Origin of the sequence: Afifella sp. IM 167 (assembly GCF_020144925.1) — a bacterium.
GTDB lineage: Bacteria > Pseudomonadota > Alphaproteobacteria > Rhizobiales > Afifellaceae > Afifella.
Window position 1 is genome coordinate 1 of the sequence record NZ_NSLC01000005.1, and the last position, 21,354, is coordinate 21,354.

Consider the following 21,354-nt stretch of genomic DNA (forward strand, 5'->3'; position numbering starts at 1 on the left):
TCAAGTTCCGCAAGGCCCACCCCCGTCACCGCAGAGATCCGAAAGCGCCGAGCGCCCAGCTCTCCACACGGCCCCCCCGCCACATCAGCCTTGGTCTCGACCATCCAGTCGCTTTCCGAACCTTCACCAAAGTGCGGGCGGCCCTCCGAGAGCCTCAGCACAAGATCGGCCGCCTCGGCCGCCTTCCTCGCACGGGCGACGCCAAGACTCTCCGCCTCGCTCGGCGTCTCCCGCAGCCCGGCCGTATCCACAAGCGTCACCGGATAGCCACCCAGCGAAAGCTCTACCGAAACCAGATCCCGTGTCGTCCCCGCCTCCGGGCTGACGATCGCAACATCCCGCCGGGCAAAGGCATTCAAGAGCGTCGACTTGCCGGCATTCGGTGGCCCCGCAATCACGATCCGAAAACCCTCACGGACCCGCTCGGCAAAAGTCGCGCCCGCCAGCACCTCGCCAATCTCGTCTGCAAGCGATTGGAGGTCCTTCCAGAACGTTGCCGAAAGCCCTTCCGCAACATCCGCCTCGTCGGCGAAATCAAGGCCGGCTTCCGCCTCGCCTAGCAGCCCGACCAGCCTTTCCCGCCAGCTGGCGAGCTGGCCGGCCATCGCGCCCCCGGCTTGCGCGAGGGCCTGGCGCCGCTGTGCCTCCGTTTCCGCGCCAATCAGATCGCCGAGGCCCTCCGCCTCGGTGAGGTCGATCCGCCCGTTGAGGAACGCCCTTCTCGCAAACTCGCCCGGCTCGGCACCCCGCAGGCCGTCACGTTCCGCAACCGATTCGACCAGCCGGGCGATCACGGCACGGCTCCCATGGCAGTGGATCTCGGCGCAGTCTTCGCCGGTGAAGCTCGACGGCCCCGGCATCCACACGATCAAAGCCTGGTCGATCGCCTCCCCATCCGAATCACGCAGCGTCCGAAGGCTCGCGCGCCGTGGCTCCGGTAGAGATCCCGCAAGCGCTTCCAGCGCTTGGCGGCTCCCCGCCCCGGAGAACCGCACGACCGCGACCCCTGCCGGCAACGCCCCACTCGACAAGGCAAAGATAGTGTCCATGTTCGCCTCAGTCCGACCAGAAACCCTGCCGAGCCCGATGACCCGCAACCGCCTCGCCGAAACCGCCAGCCCGTATCTCCGCCAGCATGCCAACAACCCCGTCGCCTGGCAGCCATGGGACGAGACCGCGCTCGCCGAGGCACGCCACCGCGACGTGCCGATCCATCTCTCGATCGGCTATTCGGCCTGCCATTGGTGTCATGTCATGGCGCATGAGAGTTTCTCCGATCCGGCCACGGCCGCCGTTCTCAACGAGGGCTTCGTCAACATCAAGGTCGACCGCGAGGAGCGACCCGACATCGACCAGATCTATATGCGCGCCCTCGCCGCGCTTGGCGAGCCCGGTGGCTGGCCCCTGACGATGTTCCTGACGCCGGCGGGCGAGCCCTTCTGGGGCGGCACGTATTTCCCGCCGGAGCCCCGCTATGGTCGTCCCAGCTTCCGCCAGGTCCTCGGAGCGATCACCGAGGCGTGGGACAAGAAGCGCGACACCATCGAGACCAACACCGCCGCCATCCTCCAGCGCCTGCGCCACCGGCCGCAGCACGACCCGCTGCCGGCCGACGCGCCCGTACTCGACGCCGCGGCCGCGCAGCTCCTCACCATCTGGGATCATCAGGCGGGAGGTATCAACGGCGCGCCGAAATTCCCGCAAGCACCCGTACTCGATCTTCTCTGGCGCGCCTCCATCCGGACCGGAACCGATTCGTATCGCGACGCCGTTCTGGTCACCCTGCAAACCATGTCCCAGGGCGGCATCTACGACCATCTCGGTGGCGGCTTCGCCCGCTATACCGTCGACGATGCCTGGCTCGTGCCTCACTTCGAGAAGATGCTCTCCGACAACGGCCAGCTTCTCTCCCTGCTCTGCCTCGCGGCCGAGCGCACCGGCTCCCCGATCTTTCGCCAGCGCGTCTCCGAAACCTGCGACTGGCTCCTGCGGGAAATGCTCCTGCCGGAAGGCGCCTTCGCCGCGAGCCTCGATGCCGACACCGAAGGAGAGGAGGGGGCGACCTATGTCTGGACCGCAGAGGAGCTTCAGGACCTGCTCGGCGCCGACTTCGACGCCTTCGCCGAAATTTACGACGTCAGTCACGCCGGAAACTGGGAAGGAAAAACCATTCTCAACCGGCTAGCCCCGCATTCCGCCGCCTGGCTGGGCGATGACCGCGAAGCCGGCCTGAGAGCCATCCGCGAGCGCCTGCGCCAGCACCGGGACAAGCGCCCGCAGCCCGGACGCGACTACAAGATCCTCACGGACTGGAACGCCGTCGCCATCTCCGGCCTCGTCCAGGCGGCACAGCTCCTCTCCCGCCCCGACCTCCTGGCAGCGGCAGAGCGCGCCTTCGCCTTCCTGGGCAGCGTCGCGGACGGCCCGGACGGAAGTCTTTGCCACGCCTGGGCGGATGGACGCGTTACCGCCTCGCCGCTTGCCACCGACTACGCCCAGATGATGCGCTCCGCCCTCGATCTCTACGCTGCGACTGGCTCTCCGGGCTACCTCGCCGCCGCGAGCGACTATTTCACCCGACTCGAGACCGACTACCTCGACTCAGACTCTAACGCCTATCACTTGTCCGCAAAGACAGCGGAAACACTTATAACAAGGCCCTATAGTGACTCTGATGAGGCGATGCCGAATGCGAGCGGTGTCGCTGCGGAGGCGGCGATCCGACTCTCCCTCGTCACAGGCGAGCCGCGCTACGCGGCCCGCGCCCGCGCGATCATCGAGAACTTCCGCTCCGCGATCATCCGCAACATCATCGGCACGGCCAGCCATCAGGCTGCGGCGGACACCCAGCTGCGCGCCAGGCACGTCTCGCTCGCCCCGGACGCAGCACCGGAACTTCAGGCGCTCGTGCACGCGGAAGCCGACCCCGCACTCCTGTGCGATGTCGCGGCCGAGGGGCTCGCCCCAGGCGCGCTTCGTCTTTGCGATCAGGAAAGATGTCACCCGGACGTCAGCGGCTCCGGCGAGGCGAGGGCGCTGCTCGCGGCGACACGCAGAGGTGTCGCACGCGAGGGCTGAACCCCGAAAGGGGGCGCGGGAAGCGCCCCTTAGGTATTCATGGAATCGAAGAACTCGTCGTTCGACTTGGTGTGCCGCAGCTTGTCGATCAGGAACTCGATCGCATCCACCACACCCATGGAGGAGAGGATCCGCCGCAGCACGAAGATCTTCTGCAGGTCCGCGCGCGGCACCAGCAGCTCTTCCTTGCGGGTGCCGGACTTCAGGATGTCCATCGACGGGAAGACGCGCTTGTCGGCGACCTTGCGGTCGAGCACGATCTCCGAATTGCCCGTGCCCTTGAACTCCTCGAAGATCACCTCGTCCATGCGCGAGCCGGTATCGATCAGCGCCGTCGCGATGATGGTCAGCGACCCGCCTTCCTCGATATTGCGCGCGGCGCCGAAGAAGCGCTTCGGCCGCTGCAGCGCATTGGCGTCCACACCACCCGTCAGCACCTTGCCGGAGGAGGGTACCACCGTGTTGTAGGCGCGGCCGAGGCGGGTGATCGAATCGAGCAGGATGACGACGTCACGCCCGTGCTCCACGAGCCGCTTCGCCTTCTCGATCACCATCTCCGCGACCTGGACGTGGCGCGCAGCCGGTTCGTCGAACGTCGAAGAGATCACCTCGCCGCGCACGGTGCGCTGCATGTCGGTAACTTCTTCGGGGCGCTCGTCGATCAACAGAACGATGACGTAGCATTCGGGATGGTTGGTCGTGATCGAGCCCGCGATATTCTGCAGGAGCACGGTCTTGCCGGTTCTCGGCGGCGCGACGATCAGGCCACGCTGGCCCTTGCCGAGCGGTGCGACGAGGTCGATGACCCGCGCCGACATGTCCTTCACCGTCGGGTCTTCGACCTCCATCTTGAACCGCTCGTCAGGATAGAGCGGCGTCAGATTGTCGAAGTGGACCTTGTGCTTGGCCTTCTCCGGCTCCTCGAAGTTGATCGTGTTGACCTTAAGAAGAGCGAAGTAACGCTCGCCTTCTTTCGGGCTACGGATCTCGCCTTCGACCGTATCGCCGGTTCGAAGCGAAAAGCGCCGGATCTGCGAGGGGGAGACGTAGATATCGTCGGGCCCGGGAAGGTAGTTGGCATCGGGAGACCGCAGAAAGCCGAAGCCGTCCTGCAATACTTCGATGACACCCTGGCCGATAATATTGATATCGCGTTCGGCAACCTTCTTCAGAATGGCGAACATCAGCTCCTGCTTGCGCAGCATGCTGGCGTTTTCCACATCGTATTCTTCTGCAACGAGCAGAAGATCGGTCGGCGACTTCGCCTTGAGGTCTTGTAGTTTGATTTCTGCCATGAGCTTGAGTCCCGTGGGAGACACGGTCGAATTGGGCAAGGAGTTTTGGGAGGCGCCGCCACAGCGCGGAAACGAGAAGGGGGCCGGCCTCGCCACAGATGGCCGATAACGCCAGTCTCTTTCGCTTAACGCGCCTTCAGCGAAATCACAAGCTCAAATATCGACGCCCGCTCAGAACGGCCGGACGATAACCAGAATGACGATCCCGATCATCAAAAGGGTAGGGACCTCGTTGACGGCCCGGAAGAACTTCTCCGGCCGGGTATTCCGGTCTTCCTTGAAGGCCTTTACCCAGCTCATCATGAAGAAATGCGAGATCGTCAGAAGCACAACGAGGCCGAGCTTGGCGTGAAACCAGGGCTGGTCCCAGGCATAGGTGATCACGGAAGCCCACAATCCGAAGGCCCAGCTGGCGATCATCGCCGGCGTCATGATGGCCTTCATCAGCCGCCGCTCCATCACCTTGAAGAGCTCCGACTGCTCCGAACCCACCGGCACCTTGGTGTGGTAGACCATCAGCCGCGGCAGGTAGAGAAGCCCCGCCATCCAGGCGATGATCGAGATGACATGAAGGGCCTTGACCCATTCATACGCCATCTCAAAGGCCCCGCACGCGTTTCACGAAGGCCTCCACATGCTCCACCGGCGTATCCGGCGTGATGCCGTGGCCGAGATTGAAGATATGCGGGTAGCCTTCCATCGCCTCCAGGATCGAATCGACACCCTCGTCGAGCGCCTTGCCCCCGACGATGAGCCGCATCGGATCGAGATTGCCCTGCAGCGCCTTGCCGCCCACCGATTCGCGTGCCGCGGCGAGCGGTACCGCCCAGTCGAGGCCGATCGCATCCGCGCCGGTTCCCTCGCTATAGGCCGCAAGCCGCGCGCCTCCGCCTTTCGGAAAGGCGATCACCTTGGCGCCTGGCACTTTTGCTCGCACACCTTCGATGATCCGCCGCACCGGTTCGATCCCCCAGCGCCTGAAGCCTTCCTCGTCCAGGACGCCCGCCCAGGTATCGAAGATCTGCACGGCATCCGCACCCGCTTCCAGCTGCGCCACCAGATAGGCGGTCGATGCCTCCACCAGGATGTCCATCAGCTGCCCGAAGGCCTCTGGATCGCCCAGGGAGAGCCGCCTGGCCGGTCCCTGATCGCTGGTACCCGTCCCCGCCACCATATAGGTCGCCACCGTCCAGGGCGCCCCGCAGAAGCCAAGCAGCGTTGTCTCGGAAGGAAGCTCCTCCCGCAGGCGTCCGACCGTCTCGATGACCGGCGCAAGCGCGCCAACGACATCCTTGCCGGCGAACTCGCCGATACGCGCCGGATCGATCGGCTCCAGCCGCGGCCCGTGCCCTTCCTCGAAGCGCACATCCTGACCGAGCGCGTCCGGCACCACCAGAATGTCGGAAAACAGGATCGCCGCATCGAACCCGAAACGCCGGATTGGCTGCAGAGTCACTTCGACCGCGAGATCGGGCGTGTAGCACAGGTCCAGGAACCCGTTCGCCTGCGCGCGCGTTTTTCGGTACTCGGGAAGATATCGCCCTGCCTGGCGCATCATCCAAAGCGGCGGGACCGAAAGGCTTTCGCCTTCCAGGACTCTCATGAGGGATCTTGGGGAAGCCACGGGCGCTCTTAATCCAAAATTAACGATTAGGAATCTTATTGTTGTTATTGGCCGGTGGATTAGCCGGATTCAATCTCGCCCACAACGCATCAAGGCGCGGCATAGCGGCCGGCGGTATTTTCCAGCCGATGAACAAGAGCGTGGAAAGGCCCCGCCAGGCTCCCCTGCAGAGGCCGTGAAAATGGGCTCTTGCGGAGAGTCGCTTTCGCCACTCGCTCGTCCTTACCGCCTGTTGAAAACCTGCTGCATTCGACTCTTGCCCACAGCCTGTTGCCAAGCGCACCGCCCCGGCCCAGATTGTGGACGGCGCGCGGGCCTTCCGGGATGAAGTCGGTGCCCGGCTGCAAGGGCGCCTGAATCGCCCATCTTGTTCACGGCTGTCCCCACCTTGGCCCAGACCCGCTTCTTCCATCTTCATCTCATTTCCGACGCCACCGGCGAGACGCTGATCAATGTCGGCCGCGCCGCGGCCGCGCAATACGCCGGAATCCGGGCGGTCGAGCACATTCATTCGCTCGTGCGCAGCGCCAAGCAGATCGACAGGATCATGGTCGAAATCGAGAACGCGCCGGGGATCGTTCTCTACACGCTTGTGGACAACAAGCTCGCCGAGCTCCTGGAAGCCCGTTGCTCGGAACTCGCGGTCCCGGCCGTTTCGGTGCTCGAACCCGTCCTCAAGGCCTTTGAGATTTATCTTGGCGCCCGCTCGACGGGGCGCGTCGGCGCCCAGCACGCGCTCGACGCCAGCTATTTCCAGCGCATCGAAGCGCTGAATTTCTCGATGATGCACGACGACGGAGCCGTGCCCGCCAATATCGACGACGCCGATGTCATGCTCCTCGGCGTCTCGCGAACCTCCAAGACGCCGACCTCCATCTATCTCGCCAATCGGGGCATCAAGACCGCGAACCTGCCGATCGTGCGCGGCATCGCGATCCCGCCGCAGCTTGCTCGCGCCAAGCGCTGTCTTGTCGTGGGTCTCGTGGCGAGCCCCGACCGCATCGTGCAGATCCGCCAGCACCGCGTCCTCAGCCATAATGGCGAGGACCGCCATTCGGCCTATCTCGATCGCCAGGAAGTCTCCCAGGAGGTGCTGGAATGTCGCCGGCTGTGCGCCAAGCATGGCTGGCCGATCATCGACGTCTCGCGCCGCTCCATTGAAGAAACCGCCGCGGCCGTGCTTGCCTTGTTGGCGGAGCGTCAGCTAGGGCCAGCGGCATGAACCAGCAGATCATTTTAGCCTCCGGAAGTCCCGCCCGTCGCGCCCTCCTTGGCGCCACCGGCCTCAAGTTCGACGTCGTCCCTGCCGAGCTTGACGAGGAGGCCGCTTCTGCGCCGCTCGAAGAGAGCAACGCCGAGCCCGCGGACATCGCCGCCGCTCTGGCCCTCGTCAAGGCGCTCTCCGTCAGCGAGCGTCACCCGGGCGCCCTCGTCATCGCGGCCGACCAGACGCTCGAATGCGAAGGCCAGCTCTTCCGCAAGGCGGCGGATATGGCAGAAGCGCGCCGGCAGCTTCTCCGTCTTTCCGGCAAGACGCATTTCCTTCACGCCGCGATCGCCTGTGCCGAAAACGGCCAGATCATCTACGAGACGCAGGAGAGCGCCGCGATCACGCTCCGTCACCTGGCGCCGGAAGAAGTCGGTCGCTACTTCGCCTTCGTCGGCGAACAGATTCTCTCCTCCGTCGGCCTCTATCACCTCGAAGGGCCGGGCATTCGCCTGATGGAGCGTATCGAGGGCGACTATTTCACCATCCTCGGGATGCCGATGCTGCCGCTCCTTTCCTTCCTGCGCGGCCGCGGCATCGGCACGTTCTGAACATGCGCACCGCCTGTGTCACCGGCTGGCCGGTCGCCCATTCGCGGTCCCCGGCGATCCACCGTTTCTGGCTCGCCCGCCACGGGATCGAGGGCGACTATGTCGCCTATCTTGTCGCACCGGAAACGGCCGACGCCTTCTATCGCAACTTTGAGGCGAGCGGCTTCGTCGGCGCGAATGTTACCTTGCCTCACAAAGAGATCGCGGCTCATGTTGCAGCGCACAAAACCCCGGCGGCCGAGCGCCTCGGCGCCGCCAACACGCTCTGGCTGGATCAGGCGCAGCTGGTCGCCGACAATACGGACGGGATCGGTTTCCTCGCCTCCCTCGACCAGAGGGCGCCAGGCTGGGCGGAGCGGACGGAATGCGCCCTCATCCTCGGCGCGGGCGGCGCGACCCGTGCCGTGCTCGACGCGCTTCTGTCGCGCGGCGTCCCCCGCATCGACCTCCTCAACCGTACCGAGGCGCGGGCCCACGAACTCGCGGCCTTCTTCGGTGATGGCCGCGTCACACCGGGTTCGCTGCAAGGACTCGCTGCGGCCCTGTCGCGAGCTGATCTGGTCGTCAACGCCACCTCGGCAGGGCTCCACGGCGCGCCGGGTCTCGATCTGCCCTGGGACACGGCAAAGCCGGACGCCCTTGCCACCGATCTGGTCTACGTCCCCCTGAAGACGCCCTTCCTGGCAGGCGCGGAGGCCGCGGGCCTTGCGACCGTCGACGGGCTCGGCATGCTCCTGCATCAGGCCGTTCCCGGCTTTGAGCGCTGGTTCGGCGTGCGCCCGCAGGTGGATGAAGAGCTTCGCAGGCATATCCTGGCCGACCTTGCGAGGGCGGCCTGATGATCGTGCTTGGCCTCACCGGTTCCATGGCCATGGGCAAATCGACGACGGCGGCGATGTTCCGTGCCCGCGGCCTGCCGGTCCACGATTCTGACCGCACCGTCCATCGTCTTTATCGTGGCGCCGCGGTGGAGCCGATCGAGGCGGCCTTTCCGGGCGTGACGGAAGATGGGGAGGTCGACCGGCGCAAGCTCGGGGCCGCTCTCGCCGGCGATTTCACCCGGCTGAAGCGGCTGGAAGCGATCGTCCATCCCCTGGTTCGCGCCGAGACGGTGCGCTTTGCCGAAGCGGCGGCGCAGAAGAACGCCCGCGCGATCCTCCTCGACATACCGCTCCTCTTCGAGACCGGCGCTCAGAAATGGATGGATGTCGTCATCGTCGTCTCCACGACGCCCGAGATTCAGCGCCAGCGCGTGCTCGCCCGCCGCGGCATGACGGAGGAGCTTTTCGCGAAGCTCCTGGCGCGCCAGATTCCGGATGCGCAAAAGCGTCTCGGCGCGCATTTCGTCATCGATACCGGGCATGGCCTGGAAGCCGCCGAGCGTGATGTGGGCGCGATCCTCAAGACCGTTGCGACGATGGGCTGAACGCTGCCGCCGGCTTTGCGCGGCTTGGGCGAATCAGGCAGTCGACTGGCAAGGGGATAAAGGTAGCTGCCGCGCCGCGCGCCCTTGCCCCGCACCACCGCGAGCCGGATGATCTGAACATGCGCGAGATCGTCTTCGATACGGAAACCACGGGCCTCGATGCCCTTCGGGGCGACCGGCTGATCGAGATCGGCTGCGTGGAGATCATCAACCGCATCCCCACCGGCCGCGCCTATCACGCATACATCAACCCGAAGCGTTCCATCAGCCCCGACGCGGTCGCGGTCCACGGCCTCACCGAAGCTTTTCTCGCGGACAAGCCCTGCTTCAACGATTGCGTCGCCGAATTCCTGGAATTCGTCGGCGACGCGCCGCTCGTCGCCCACAATGCGAGCTTCGACCGTGGCTTCATCAATATGGAGCTGCGCCTCGCGGGAAAGCCGGTGATCGCGGACGATCGTTTCGTCGACACGCTGGTGCTGGCGCGCCGGCGCCATCCGGGCGGTCAGAACAGCCTCGACGCGCTCTGCGCGCGCTACGGCATCGACAATTCGGCCCGCACCAAGCACGGCGCGCTGCTCGATGCGGAGATTCTGGCCGAGGTCTATGTGGAGCTGCAGGGCGGCCGCCAGGCGCTTCTGGCGCTCGGCAGCCTCGGCGAGGAAAGCGGGGGCGGGCTGACGATCCGCAAGGTCGGAGCGCGGCCTGAGCCGCTCGCCCCGCGTCTTTCGCCCGAAGCGCGTGCCGCCCATCGTGCCTTCGTGGCGGCCGAGATGGGTGCCGATTCGCTCTGGGCGAAATTCTGGCCGGTCGAAACGGCGGCAGAATAGAAAAAAGGGCGCGAAACGCGCCCTCGCTGCTTCTCTTAAGAAGGCTCCGAAAAGCCGGCCGGCCTCAGGCCGTGGTCGGCGCTTCCGGCTGGGCCTGCTGGGCGCGCTGGCGATAGAGCGCGGCGAAATCGACGGGGTCGATCATCAGCGGCGGGAAGCCGCCCTGGCGCGTCGCATCCGCCAGGATCTGGCGCGCGAAGGGGAACAAGAGGCGCGGGCACTCGATCAGCACGACCGGATGAATATGCTCCTGCGGCACGTTCTTGATCTGGAAGAGACCGCCATAGGTCACTTCCGTCACGAAGAGGGTGTCCTCGCCCCGCTTGGCGGTGGCGTCGAGCTTCAGCTCCACTTCGAACTGGGTCTCCCCCATCGGCCGGGCATTGACGTTCACATTGACGTCGAGCGACGGATTGGCGCCGGAAGGGCGCAGCGAGTTCGGTGCACCGGGGTTTTCGAAGGAAAGGTCCTTGATGTACTGGCCGAGGACATGGATGCCGGGGCCTGCGCCCGCCTCTGCCGGCTGCTCTCCTGCGGCGGGTTCGCCGCCATTGCTGGCTTGATTGGCCATGCTCGTCTTTCCGGAAGTTTCGCTAAGGGTCGGCGCCGACTAGCACGGGCCGCCGGGCGCGACAACCGCGCCGCCCACCCGCCGGGTTCAGCGCGGAGGCCGCACCTCGAACTCTTCTTCCTCAAGGTCGATGACTTCGCCGTCCGGGCCGGTGCGGTAGTGCTGGCGGGCAGAGACGACCTGGAGGTTGAGACGCGCCACGGCAAAGGAAAAGATCGCCTGGCGCACCGAAGGCACGAAGAGGAGGAAGCCGATCGTGTCGGTAACGAAGCCCGGCGTGAGCAAGAGAAGTCCGGCTGCCGCGATCATCGCCCCGTCGGCCATGGAACGCCCCGGCATGCGGTTCTGCTCCAGGTCGGTGCGGATCCGCATGATTGTCCGAAGGCCCTGATGGCGCAGAAGCACCGTCCCGATGACGGCCGTCAGCAGGACGAGCAGGAGCGTCGCCGCGAGGCCGATATACTGGCCCACAAGGACGAAGACGGCCACTTCCACGAGCGGGATGGCGAGAAGGAGGAGAAAAATCGGCATCGGGGTTCCTGTGGGAGCGATATGGGGGCTTGCCCGGTTTTTTAAAGACTTGCTGGCACGCTGCTGGACTCGCGGGCGATCGTGCTTACATTGCCCTTGGATAAGCGGGCACCCCATGAGGGCGTGCAAAGGCAGGCAATGAGCGGCTTCTTCGACATATATTCCTTGATCTTCCTGGTGATCGCGGTGGTGATCTTCATGCGCCTCGGCAGCGTGCTCGGCCGGCGGACGGGCAATGAGCCCTCGCCCTACGAGAATGGCCGCAAGCCGCCGCGCATGGCCACCCAGACGACTTCGGAAAACGTCATCACCCTCCCGCGCCCCGACAACGTTTCCGGGCGCGACGTGGCGCTCGAGCCGGCGGCTCCCGATTGGAGCGCCCTGAAGCGTCATGCCAAGCCCGATACGCCGCTTTATGACGGGCTTGTGGCGATTAGCCGCGCCGATCCTGCCTTCGAGCCCGACGGCTTCGTGAATGGCGCCAAGGCCGCCTACGAGATGATTGTGCAGGCCTTTGCCGCGGGTGACCGGGGCACTCTGCGCTCCCTGCTTTCCGCCGATGTGTTCGAGAGTTTCTCCACGGCGATGACCGAGCGCGAGGAACGCGGCGAGCGCATGGAAACGAGCTTCGTCGGCTTTGAGAGCGTCAAGCTCGCCAAGGCGTCGCTCGAGGACAAGGTCGCCCGCGTGTCGGTGCGCTTCCGCTCCGAGCTCGTCTCCGTCACCTATGACGGAGAGGGACGCGTCATCGAGGGCGATCCGACGACCGTGCAGAAGCCGGACGAGATCTGGACCTTCGCGCGCAGCGTCGCAAGCCGCGATCCGAACTGGGAGCTCGTCGCAACCGAGACGAGCTGATCCGGCAGGCCTTCGGGCGCCGCCTCCGCGATGAACGCGGCCACACCCGCTCCTCAGGAAGACGCCGGCGCGCCGGCGCCCCCGTCAAGAATCGCTTTCGCGGACATTGAAGGCTGGGCGGCGGACGACCATGCCGCGGCGTTTGCGGCTTTCCGCCTCTCGGCGGCCCGGCTCCTCTCCGGTGAAGCGCCCGGCCGGGGAAGCCGCGCGGAAGGCCTTGCCGGCATAGCCCGGGCGGCGCTGGCGCTGAGCGAGCCGTCCCCGAAGCGCGTTCAGGCCTTCTTCGAAGAGCATTTCATCCCGCACCGTTTCGCCGCCCCCGGGCTTCTCACCGGCTATTACGAGCCGGTCGTGGAAGCCCGGCTGGAGCCCTCGGCCGAATTTTCCGTGCCGCTCTACGCTCCTCCTGCGGGCGCTTCCGCCGACGAAAACCCCCAGGCGGATATCTGCGCGCCGGACCGGCCGGCGATCGAGGCGGGCGCGCTTGCCGGCATGGGGCTGGAGCTCGCCTGGCTCGCCGATCCGGTCGATGCCTTCTTCATCCATGTCCAGGGTTCGGCTCGTCTGCGGCTGGAAGACGGCCGTGAGATCCGCCTCGCCTACGCGGGAAAGTCCGGCCATCCCTACACCTCGATAGGCCGCCTCGCGCTGGAGCGCGGCCACCTTGCCCCCGGCAGGGCCGACAAGGCGGCGCTCGAAGCCTTTCTGAAGGCCGACCGCGCGCGCGGCGCCGCCCTGATGTGCGAGAACCGGTCCTTCATTTTCTTCCGCATCCTCACCGATCTCGACCCTTCCGCCGGGCCGATCGGCGCTGCGGGCGTGCCCTTGACGCCGGGCCGCTCGATCGCGGTTGATACCGGCCATGTCGGCCTCGACCTGCCGGTCTGGCTCGAGGCACCGGCCCTGCCGGGCCTCGGTTCTCGCCCGCTTCGCCGCCTGATGGTGGCTCAGGATGTCGGCTCGGCAATCAAGGGGCAGGGCCGCGCCGATATCTTCGTCGGCAGCGGCGAGCAGGCAGGCATTGCCGCGGGCCGGATCTGCGAGAGCGGCCGCATGACCGTCCTCCTGCCGCGGGCGCGGCACTAGCGATGGCGCGGCGCGGCATCAGCCCGCAGGACCGGGCCCTCTGGGAAAAGATCCAGAGGACCGTCCGCCCGCTGAAGGGGCGCACGCTTCCGCCAGAGCCGGAAAAGCCCGGGCCGGATCCCGCCGGGAACGAGGCCTCTGCAAGCAGGTCCCCTGCAAAGGCCGCCGCTGCTGGCTCGGGCGCTCCGCAAGCGCCGAGGACGCCCGATCCGAAAGCGCCGCCGAGCGCGGCCTCGCGGCTGGAGCCGCGCGAAAGACGAAGGCTCGGCCGGGGAACCGTGGAGCCCGGCGCGCGCATCGACCTGCATGGCCTGACGCAGGCGCGCGCCCATGACCGGCTCCTCGCCTTCCTGCGCGATTGCCAGGATCGCGGCGTCACGCTGGTGCTCGTCATCACCGGCAAGGGCGGGGCGGACGGGCGGGGCGTCCTCAGGGAAATGGTGCCGCGCTGGCTGCGCGAGCCGGCTTTTGCCGAACGCGTCGTCGCCTACGAGGAAGCCGTTCGCCGCCATGGCGGCGAGGGAGCGCTTTACGTGAGATTGCGCCGGAGCGGAAAGCGGCGCCGTGCCATTGGCTGGGATGCCCCGTAGCGCTCGGCATCGTTGCCGAAATGATTGACATAGCGCGGGTTGAGCGCGCTCACCGGCAGGATGATCATGATGTCGGTGGTGCCGAACTGGTAGTCGACCACCGCCCCGTCCCCGATATAGGCACCGAGCCTCAGATAGCCCTTGATGAGCGGGGGCAGTTCGCGAAGCGCAGCCCTCGGGTCGATCTCCTCCTTCGCCATGCGGTTCATGTCCACATAGCGCTCCGGCAGGGCGCTGACGTTCCATTCCTCCGGTGCGCGCGCATGGTGGTGCAGGAAGCTCAGCGGCAGGGCGAGCTTTTCCGGGTCGGTGCCGGCGAAGCTCGCGCAACCGAACATAACGTCCACCTGGTGCAGCAGAATGTAGCTCCAGACGCCGTGCCAAAGGAGTTCCACCGTGCGCTTGTCCCGATAGGGCTTGAGCACGCAGGACCGCCCGAGCTCCAGGAAATTGAGATGCGCATAGCGCGAGACCAGCGGGGCGATGTCGTATTCGCCGGCCGAATAAAAGCCCCCGTTGAGCTCGGCGATCTCCTGCCGCAGCAGCCGGTAGGTGCCCACGATCTCCGGCTTGGAACGCAGGAACGGGCGCCGTGGCACAGCGTGGTCGAGCACCAGAAGATGGTCGCAGATAAGGTCGTAGGCGTCTGCGTCGCGCCGGCGCAGATGCGTTTCCGCGTCCCCGACGGCCGACATCTCCTCGTAGAAGACGTGATAGCGCAGCGCCTGCGAGCGCCGGATCTCCGCAGGAGAGCGCGCCAGCCGCGCTTCGAGGTCGCCTAGCCGCCCGAGCGAGCCCAGATGTCGTGCCGCCCGCCAGGGGGCGCGTCCGGGCTTTGCGAATGGACGAACGAAATCGGTGCCTCTGCCCCGCCCGAAACCGGGTGCGAAGCGTCGCACCAGCCGTTTCGGCGAGAGATTTTGACGTCCCTGCATGGCCTCCCTGCCCCGGGGAATCTCGATCTCAGTCATTCCCCCTTTAGCGGATCGCTCGGCGTTGGACCAGTCGTAAGCATGATCGAGCGACGAAAACATGGTGCCGCAGCACGATTCTCCACCGCCTGCGCGGTCCGGAAAATGACGTGCGATTACAGCGTCTTGCGAAAAGCCGCACGGCGTGCGCCGTTCCAGGCCACGAAAGCGCAACAGGTGCGCCAGGCCCTCATGCCGCGGCCGCCAGCAGCGCGCCGCTTTGCCGGTAGCTGAGCGCTTCTGCCACATGCAGCCGGCGCACCTTTTCTTCCTGGTCGAGGTCGGCGAGCGTGCGCGCCACCTTCAGCACCCGGTGATAGCCCCTTGCCGAAAGCCCCATCGCCTCGGCGGCGTCGCGAATGAGGCGGGTTCCGGCCTCGTCGGGCTGGGCGACTTCCTCGATGAGCCGGCTGCCGGCGCGCGCATTCACCCGGATGCCAGCGAGACCGCGCTTTGCATAGCGCTCCCGCTGCAGGGTGCGGGCTCCGGCGACGCGTTCGGCGACAATGCGGCTCGGCTCGCCATGTCCCGGCGCGATGAGATCGACCGCGGAGACGGCCGGAACTTCCATGCGGATGTCGATCCGGTCGAGAAGCGGGCCTGAGATGCGCCCCTGGTAGTCGGCGGCGCAGCGCGCCCCGCGGCGGCAGGTATGGCCGGGTTCGCCCGCCATGCCGCAGCGGCAGGGATTCATCGCCGCAACGAGCTGGAACTCGGAAGGATATGTGACGCGGTGATTGGCGCGGGCGATGACGCTTTCCCCGCCTTCCAGCGGCTGGCGCAGGGAATCGAGCACCGCCGGGGTGAATTCGGGCAACTCGTCGAGAAAGAGGACGCCGTTATGGGCGAGCGAGACCTCGCCCGGCCTTGCGTTGAGGCCGCCCCCGACCATCGCCGCCATCGAGGCCGAATGATGCGGCGCCCGGAACGGCCGCTGGGCGGAGAGACGCCCGCCCGCGAGCTGCCCGGCGATGGAGGCGATCATGGAGACCTCCAGGAGTTCGCGCGGCTCCAGCGGTGGCAGGATGGAGGGAAGGCGGCTCGCCAGCATGGATTTTCCAGCCCCCGGCGGGCCGATCATCAGCATGTTGTGGCCGCCCGCTGCGGCGATCTCCAGCGCCCGCTTGGCGCTTTCCTGGCCGCGGATCTCCGCAAGGTCGGCGAGTGCCTCGGGCGCGGCGCGCAGCGCCGGCTTCGGCTGCGAGAGCACCTGCGTGCCGCTGATATGATTGGCAAGCTGGATGAGGCTTGCCGGTGCGAGCACGGAAAGCTCCTCGCCGGCCCAGGCAGCCTCGCCGCCGCAGGCGGCCGGGCAGATCAGCCCCTTGCCGAGGGCATTCGCGCCGATGGCGGCGGGCAGCACTCCCGCCACCTGTTCGATCCGGCCGTCGAGGCCGAGCTCGCCGAGGACGACATGCTCGGCGATCGCGTCCGCCGGTACCGCTCCCATGGCCGCCATCAGCGCCAGCGCGATCGGCAGATCGTAATGGCTGCCCTCCTTCGGCAGGTCGGCGGGAGCGAGATTGACGGTAATGCGCTTGGCCGGCAGGGCGAGGCCGGAGGCGTGGATCGCCGCCTGCACGCGCTCGCGGCTTTCAGCCACCGCCTTGTCGGGCAGGCCGACGATGTTGAACAGCGTGCGACCCGGCGCGATCAGCACCTGCACGTCGACAGGGATCGCTTCGACCCCCCGAAAAGCCACCGTCGTGACGCGAGAAACCATGGCCACACCCCCGTTATGGTTGAGAGGATGACTCAACCTTCGGAAGTTGGCAAGAACGAAAAAGGAACAGAAAGGCGCGACCCGCGCCCGACCTGATCCGCCGCTTAGCCGGCCCGTCGCGCCTCGACCGCATCCCACACCATCGCGGCCGCATCGATATCGGAAAAGCGCTTCAGCTCGCGGATGCCCGTCGGGGAGGTGACGTTGATCTCCGTCATCACGTCGCCGATCACGTCGATGCCGACCAGGATGAAGCCGCGCTCCTTCAGCGCCGGGCCGATGCGCGCGCAAATCTCGAGGTCGCGGGCCGTCAGCTCCGATTCAACCGCCTTGCCGCCGACATGCATGTTGGAGCGCGCATCGCCGATCGCCGGGATGCGGTTGATGGCGCCGGCCGGCTCGCCGTCGACGAGGATGATGCGCTTGTCGCCCTGGCGCACCTGCGGCAGGTAGCGCTGCACGACGAAAGGCTCCCGGAAGGTCGTCTCGAAGAGTTCGATCAGCGCCGAGAGATTCTCGTCGCCTTCGCCGATGCGGAAGACCGCCGCGCCACCATTGCCGTAGAGCGGCTTCAGGATGATGTCGCGATGCCTCTCGCGGAAATCGCGGATCGCGGCGATATCGCGGGAGATCAGCGTGTCCGGCATCAGGTCGGCGAATTCGGTGACGAAGAGCTTTTCCGGCGCGTTGCGCACATGGGCCGGGTCGTTGACGACGAGCGTTTGCGGATGGATGCGCTCCAGAAGATGCGTCGCCGAGATATAGGCCATGTCGAAGGGCGGGTCCTGGCGCATCAGGACGACGTCGAACTCCGAAAGAAGCTGCTTCTTCTGATCGCCGAGGCTGAAATGGGCGCCTTCCTCGTCCTTCACGGTCACCGGGCGGATGCGCGCGAACACCTCGCCGCCTTCCATGGAGAGCTGCCTCGGCTCGTAATAGAAGAGGTCGTGGCCGCGCGCCTGGCCTTCCAGCATCAGGGCGAAGGTCGTGTCCCCCTTGATGTCGATCCGGCTGATCGGATCCATCTGCACTGCGACGGAAAGCGCCATCTCAGAAAATTCTCCGGCTGTTGCCGCCTTCGGTTAGCCGTGCCGTGAGCGCGATGCAATCGGCGGCTCACTCCGGCGGGCGAAAAGCGTCGGCAAGGTGCAGGGGAAGGCGCATGGGCGCGACAAGGACGAGGTCGAAGCGCTGCGTCATCCCCATCGCGGCCGGGTGGCGCGAAAGCCAGAGGCTCGCGGCCGCGCCGATCCGCCGTTCCGCCCGCGGCGTCACAGCCCATTCGCCGGCATCCTTGCGCGCCCGCCGCTTCACTTCCACGAAGGCGATGGTCTTCCCGCGCCGGGCGATGAGGTCGATCTCGCCGATGGGCGTGCGGTAGCGCCGGGCAAGGATGCGGTAGCCCTTGGTCATCAGGAAGAGCGCAGCGAGCCGTTCGGCGGAAAAGCCGCGCCGGAAGGCGCGCCGCCGGGCCGCGGTCATCGCCAGAGTTCCATGAGCTAGCCCTTCGAAAGCGCGAGCGCGCGCTGGTAGAGCTCGCGTCTTGAAAGCCCGGTCGCCTCCGAAACCTCGCGCGCCGCATCCTTGACGCCCATGCATGCCAGCCGCTCGGAGAGCATGCCCGAAATCTCCGCCTCGTCCGGCTCGGCCTTCGCGGACGCCTCCGGCGCGCTGACGACGACGACGATCTCGCCCTTCTGGTGCTCGCCGGCCGCGGCGGCGATCTCGCTCAGCCGTGCGCGCAGGAACACCTCATGCAGCTTTGTGAGCTCACGGCACAAACAAGAAGGCCGATCCCCCAGAATATCGAGGGCATCGCCGATGAAATTCGACAAACGATGCGGCGCTTCCAGGAACACCAGGGTGAAGGGCAGGGTGGCGAGGTCGCGCAGCCGGTCGCGGCGCGCCTTGCTCTTGGGCGGCAAAAAGCCGGCGAAGATGAACGGCCCGTCGCCGACGCCGGCCGCACTGAGGGCGGCGGTCAGAGACGAGGGGCCGGGGATCGGATGGACGGCAAGGCCGGCCTCGGCGGCGCGCGCCACCAGCCGCGCCCCGGGGTCGGAGATGAGCGGCGTTCCCGCGTCGGAGACGAGAGCCACCGAAGCGCCCCCGCGCATCGCGGCGAGGAGGCGTTCCTCCGCCTCTGGCCCGGAATGCTCGTGATAGGCCGAAAGCCGCGTGGAGATGCCGTACCGCGAGAGCAGCTTGCGGGTAACGCGGGTATCTTCCGCCGCGATCAGGTCTGCCGCGGCGAGCGTCTCCAGGGCCCGCAACGTGATGTCGCCGAGATTGCCGATCGGCGTTGCCGTCACATAGAGCCCGGCCGGCAGCGCGGGCGCCGCCATTTCGCGGCCGCGAATGACATAGATGGCGTCTGTGGAATCTTCCATGAGCCGGCTCGCTCTTGAGGCGGCGTGCCTGGCCGCTTATGACATTCCGTAGGGATGAAATTCTTGGCTGGCAACTCTGCCGCTGGGGGACGGGACATGATGGAAGAGGCAGGCGCGCCTGAGGCAGCGCATCGCAGGATCGCGCCGACACGGCGCAGCGTGCTTGGCGGCTTGGCCGCCCTGGCGCTTCCGCTCGCCCTTTCGGCCTGCAACACCTTCGGTGGCGGTGGCGGCGGCTATTCGGCCGCGCCCCCCGCGGCCGAGCAGGCACGCGTCGCTTCCGGAGAGGTGATCGGCACTGGCGCGACACGCGTCGCCATGCTCCTGCCGCTGACGGCGACCGGCAATGCCGGCAATGTCGGAAAATCCTTCCGCAACGCTGCCGAGATGGCGATGCGGGACTTCCCCAACGCCGGTATCGAACTCGTCGTCTACGATACCGGGGGCACGCCCTCCGGCGCGCAGCTCGCCGCCAACAAGGCGATCGCCGAGGGCTCCAGGATGATGCTCGGCCCGCTCTTCTCCGCCTCCGTCGGCGCCGCCGCGCCGATCGCGCGCAGCGCCGGCGTGCCTGTCGTCGCCTTTTCCTCCGACACCGCGGTGGCCGGTCCCGGCGTCTATCTCCTTTCCTTCCTGCCCAATTCCGACATCCAGCGCATCGTCTCCTATGCGGCGAGCCAGAATCGCCGCTCCTTTGCCGCGCTCTTGCCGAACAACGCCTATGGCACGGTGGCGGACGCGGCCTTCCGCGAGGCGGTCGCGCGTGCCGGCGGGCGTGTCGTCGCCATCGAGCGCTACGAGCTGAATGACGCCGATATCCGCGCCAAGACGGCCTCCATCGCCGGCATTGCCGACCGGATCGACGCCCTTCTGGTTCCCGATGGGGGCAACATCCCCGGCGCAGTCTCGCAGGGCCTCGGCCCGGCCGGCGCCAAGCTGAAGATCCTCGGCAGCGGCCAGTGGGATACGCAGGCGGTGCTGAACAGCGCGCCGCTCGCCGGCGCCTGGTATCCGGCGCCGACGAGGCAGTCTTTCGATGCCTTCGCCGGCCGCTATCGCACCGCCTATGGCGGCGAGCCGCCCCGCAACGCCACGCTGGCCTATGATGCCACCGTGCTTGCGGCGGGATTGGTGCGGCAGAACCCGGGCGATGCCTTCTCCACCATGCTGCTGACCAATCCGAACGGATTCAGCGGGCTCGATGGGGTCTTCCGTCTGCGTTCCGACGGCACCAATCAGCGCCAGCTCGCCGTCTATGAGGTGACGGGCTCGGGCGCGCGCCTGATCGACGCCGCGCCGCGCAGCTTCTCGGGCGGCCAGGGCGGCTTCTGAGCCGCCGGCCATCCGGCTGCCGATTAGGGCGGATACGACTCTAATTTTAACTGTCTTCCAGATTTCGCCGCGACGAGCGGCGATGCTTTCCCCATATTGGCTATGGGATAGTGGGGCGCGACCGGAGCATTCTGGCGAAGGACCGCCCTTTTTGATGAACGCGGCAAGAGCACAGCACAAAGGCAGAGGACGCGTCGCCTGGGTCGACGTCGCCAAGGGCTTTTGCATCATCATGGTCGTGATGATGCATTCGGTTCTCGGCGTCGAGCAGGCGATGGGCCATGCCGGCTTCATGGGCGACCTCGTCGAGTTCGCCCGTCCCTTCCGCATGCCCGATTTCTTCATGATCGCCGGCCTGTTCCTGGCGGCGCGCATCACCGCGCCGCTCCGGCTCTATGTCGACCGCAAGATCGTGCATTTCGCCTATTTCTACGTCCTGTGGCTGACGATCCAGTTCGTCTTCAAGGCGCCGGAATTCGCCGCCCAGCTCGGCTGGCCGGGTGCGCTCGGCTTCTACCTGAAGAGCTTCGTCGATCCCTTCGGCACGCTCTGGTTCATCTATCACCTCGCCATCTTCTTCGCCGTCACCCGCCTCGTGCACGGCCGCGTGCCGTTCTGGCTGGTCTGGCTCGCCGGCGCGGCTCTGGAAGTCGCGCATATCGAGACGGGCTCGATGCTGATCGACGAATTCGCCGCCCGCTTCGTCTATTTCTACACCGGCTTCATTCTGGCCGATGCGATCCTCGGCTTTGCCGCGCGCATCGACCGGCATGCGATGCTCGGCGTCGCCTATCTCGCCATCTGGGGCTGCGTGAACGCCGCCCTCGTCTTCGGCGGCGTCTCCACATGGCCGTTCATTTCCCTGGCGCTCGGCTTTGCCGGCGCGCTCGCCGTCTGCGTCTTCGCCGTGCTCCTGGTCAGGACCTTGGCGGCGCGCCCGCTCAAATATCTCGGCGCGCATTCGATCGTCGTCTATCTCTCCTTCTTCCTGCCCATGGTCGTCACCCGCCAGGCGCTTCTGGGCTCCGGCCTTCCTGTCGACGTCGTGTCGCTGATCGTCACCTGTCTCGGCCTGATCGGTCCTGTGCTGCTTTTCGAGTTCACCCGGCGCACCGGCTGGTGCACCTTCCTCTTCGAGCGGCCGGCCTGGGCGCGCATCGACAGGCCCGGCCACGCCGCCCCGCAGAAGGCGGCTATCGCCCCGGCCGACTAGGCTTTTGGCTCTGGCGGG

General features: G+C 66.6%; 22 protein-coding genes. 11 read left to right on the forward strand and 11 right to left on the reverse strand.

Going from position 1 to position 21,354, the window contains the following annotated elements; translation table 11 throughout:
* Window positions 1–1,049, reverse strand: a 1,049-nt coding sequence (mnmE, locus tag CLD20_RS09690; RefSeq protein ID WP_224406427.1) for a tRNA uridine-5-carboxymethylaminomethyl(34) synthesis GTPase MnmE, incomplete at its 3' end; no start/stop codon positions are given.
* Here mnmE and CLD20_RS09695 point away from each other — a divergent pair.
* Window positions 1,048–3,078 (forward strand): thioredoxin domain-containing protein, encoded by a 2,031-nt coding sequence (locus CLD20_RS09695; RefSeq protein WP_224406428.1) that lies wholly within the window; start codon window positions 1,048–1,050, stop codon window positions 3,076–3,078. The two genes, mnmE and CLD20_RS09695, sit on opposite strands and share 2 nt — an antisense overlap.
* Window positions 3,079–3,107: 29 nt before the next feature.
* On the opposite strand, the gene rho is transcribed toward CLD20_RS09695, so the two are convergent.
* The 3 genes from rho to hemE all read right to left on the reverse strand — a co-directional run bounded on the left by rho (window position 3,108) and on the right by hemE (window position 5,976).
* Window positions 3,108–4,373: a transcription termination factor Rho gene (rho, locus tag CLD20_RS09700; RefSeq protein ID WP_224406429.1), complete on the reverse strand. Its 1,266-nt coding sequence runs from the start codon at window positions 4,371–4,373 to the stop codon at window positions 3,108–3,110.
* A gap of 171 nt (window positions 4,374–4,544) precedes the next feature.
* Window positions 4,545–4,970 carry a protoporphyrinogen oxidase HemJ gene (gene hemJ, locus CLD20_RS09705; RefSeq protein WP_224406430.1) on the reverse strand — a complete coding sequence of 142 codons (426 nt, stop codon included), beginning with the start codon at window positions 4,968–4,970 and terminating at the stop codon, window positions 4,545–4,547.
* A gap of 1 nt (window position 4,971) precedes the next feature.
* Window positions 4,972–5,976 carry a uroporphyrinogen decarboxylase gene (hemE, locus tag CLD20_RS09710; RefSeq protein WP_224406431.1) on the reverse strand — a complete coding sequence of 335 codons (1,005 nt, stop codon included), beginning with the start codon at window positions 5,974–5,976 and terminating at the stop codon, window positions 4,972–4,974.
* A gap of 409 nt (window positions 5,977–6,385) precedes the next feature.
* Here hemE and CLD20_RS09715 point away from each other — a divergent pair, with 409 nt between their 5' ends.
* The 5 genes from CLD20_RS09715 (at window position 6,386) to dnaQ (ending at window position 10,071) form a co-directional block, all read left to right on the forward strand.
* Window positions 6,386–7,219 (forward strand): pyruvate, water dikinase regulatory protein, encoded by an 834-nt coding sequence (locus tag CLD20_RS09715; RefSeq protein WP_224406432.1) that lies wholly within the window; start codon window positions 6,386–6,388, stop codon window positions 7,217–7,219.
* Complete coding sequence (locus CLD20_RS09720) at window positions 7,216–7,815, forward strand: Maf family protein (RefSeq protein WP_224406433.1); 600 nt, start codon at window positions 7,216–7,218, stop codon at window positions 7,813–7,815. Before CLD20_RS09715 ends, CLD20_RS09720 begins: the two co-directional genes overlap by 4 nt.
* Window positions 7,816–7,817: 2 nt before the next feature.
* Entirely contained in the window at window positions 7,818–8,654 is an 837-nt protein-coding gene (locus CLD20_RS09725; protein WP_224406434.1) for a shikimate dehydrogenase, read from the forward strand.
* Complete coding sequence (coaE, locus tag CLD20_RS09730; RefSeq protein WP_224406435.1) at window positions 8,654–9,241, forward strand: dephospho-CoA kinase; 588 nt, start codon at window positions 8,654–8,656, stop codon at window positions 9,239–9,241. Before CLD20_RS09725 ends, coaE begins: the two co-directional genes overlap by 1 nt.
* Before the next feature lie 119 nt (window positions 9,242–9,360).
* Window positions 9,361–10,071 (forward strand): DNA polymerase III subunit epsilon, encoded by a 711-nt coding sequence (gene dnaQ / locus CLD20_RS09735; protein WP_224406436.1) that lies wholly within the window; start codon window positions 9,361–9,363, stop codon window positions 10,069–10,071.
* A gap of 64 nt (window positions 10,072–10,135) precedes the next feature.
* On the opposite strand, the gene secB is transcribed toward dnaQ, so the two are convergent.
* Window positions 10,136–10,642 (reverse strand): protein-export chaperone SecB, encoded by a 507-nt coding sequence (gene secB, locus CLD20_RS09740; RefSeq protein ID WP_224406437.1) that lies wholly within the window; start codon window positions 10,640–10,642, stop codon window positions 10,136–10,138.
* Between the two features lie 87 nt (window positions 10,643–10,729).
* The gene (locus CLD20_RS09745; protein WP_224406438.1) at window positions 10,730–11,173 is read right to left on the reverse strand and encodes an FxsA family protein; all 444 of its coding nucleotides are present in this window, start codon (window positions 11,171–11,173) and stop codon (window positions 10,730–10,732) included.
* Between the two features lie 138 nt (window positions 11,174–11,311).
* On the opposite strand from CLD20_RS09745, the gene CLD20_RS09750 reads away from it, so the two are divergent.
* From CLD20_RS09750 to CLD20_RS09760, 3 genes are read left to right on the forward strand one after another with little or no spacing between them, the layout of a single operon-like run.
* A complete protein-coding gene (locus CLD20_RS09750) occupies window positions 11,312–12,031 on the forward strand; it encodes a Tim44/TimA family putative adaptor protein (RefSeq protein WP_224406439.1) in 720 nt (239 codons plus the stop codon).
* 30 nt (window positions 12,032–12,061) lie between these two features.
* A complete protein-coding gene (locus tag CLD20_RS09755; protein ID WP_224406440.1) occupies window positions 12,062–13,117 on the forward strand; it encodes a murein transglycosylase A in 1,056 nt (351 codons plus the stop codon).
* 2 nt (window positions 13,118–13,119) lie between these two features.
* Window positions 13,120–13,707, forward strand: coding sequence for a Smr/MutS family protein (locus CLD20_RS09760; protein WP_224406441.1), 588 nt, complete (start codon window positions 13,120–13,122; stop codon window positions 13,705–13,707).
* Here the strand turns inward: CLD20_RS09760 and CLD20_RS09765 are convergent.
* The 5 genes from CLD20_RS09765 to rsmI form a co-directional block, all read right to left on the reverse strand.
* Entirely contained in the window at window positions 13,647–14,678 is a 1,032-nt protein-coding gene (locus CLD20_RS09765) for a GNAT family N-acetyltransferase (RefSeq protein WP_224406442.1), read from the reverse strand. The two genes, CLD20_RS09760 and CLD20_RS09765, sit on opposite strands and share 61 nt — an antisense overlap.
* A gap of 190 nt (window positions 14,679–14,868) precedes the next feature.
* The gene (locus tag CLD20_RS09770) at window positions 14,869–16,401 is read right to left on the reverse strand and encodes a YifB family Mg chelatase-like AAA ATPase (protein WP_224406443.1); all 1,533 of its coding nucleotides are present in this window, start codon (window positions 16,399–16,401) and stop codon (window positions 14,869–14,871) included.
* A gap of 104 nt (window positions 16,402–16,505) precedes the next feature.
* On the reverse strand, window positions 16,506–17,450 hold the full coding sequence (gene gshB / locus CLD20_RS09775; RefSeq protein ID WP_224406444.1) for a glutathione synthase: 945 nt from the start codon (window positions 17,448–17,450) through the stop codon (window positions 16,506–16,508).
* Window positions 17,451–17,517: 67 nt separating this feature from the next.
* Window positions 17,518–17,883 carry a YraN family protein gene (locus CLD20_RS09780; RefSeq protein WP_224406445.1) on the reverse strand — a complete coding sequence of 122 codons (366 nt, stop codon included), beginning with the start codon at window positions 17,881–17,883 and terminating at the stop codon, window positions 17,518–17,520.
* A 17-nt stretch (window positions 17,884–17,900) separates the two neighbouring features.
* The gene (rsmI, locus tag CLD20_RS09785; protein WP_224406446.1) at window positions 17,901–18,791 is read right to left on the reverse strand and encodes a 16S rRNA (cytidine(1402)-2'-O)-methyltransferase; all 891 of its coding nucleotides are present in this window, start codon (window positions 18,789–18,791) and stop codon (window positions 17,901–17,903) included.
* 96 nt (window positions 18,792–18,887) lie between these two features.
* Here rsmI and CLD20_RS09790 point away from each other — a divergent pair, with 96 nt between their 5' ends.
* Window positions 18,888–20,123: a penicillin-binding protein activator gene (locus tag CLD20_RS09790; protein WP_224406447.1), complete on the forward strand. Its 1,236-nt coding sequence runs from the start codon at window positions 18,888–18,890 to the stop codon at window positions 20,121–20,123.
* 154 nt (window positions 20,124–20,277) lie between these two features.
* On the forward strand, window positions 20,278–21,336 hold the full coding sequence (locus tag CLD20_RS09795) for an acyltransferase family protein (protein ID WP_224406448.1): 1,059 nt from the start codon (window positions 20,278–20,280) through the stop codon (window positions 21,334–21,336).
* Window positions 21,337–21,354: the final 18 nt, after the last annotated feature.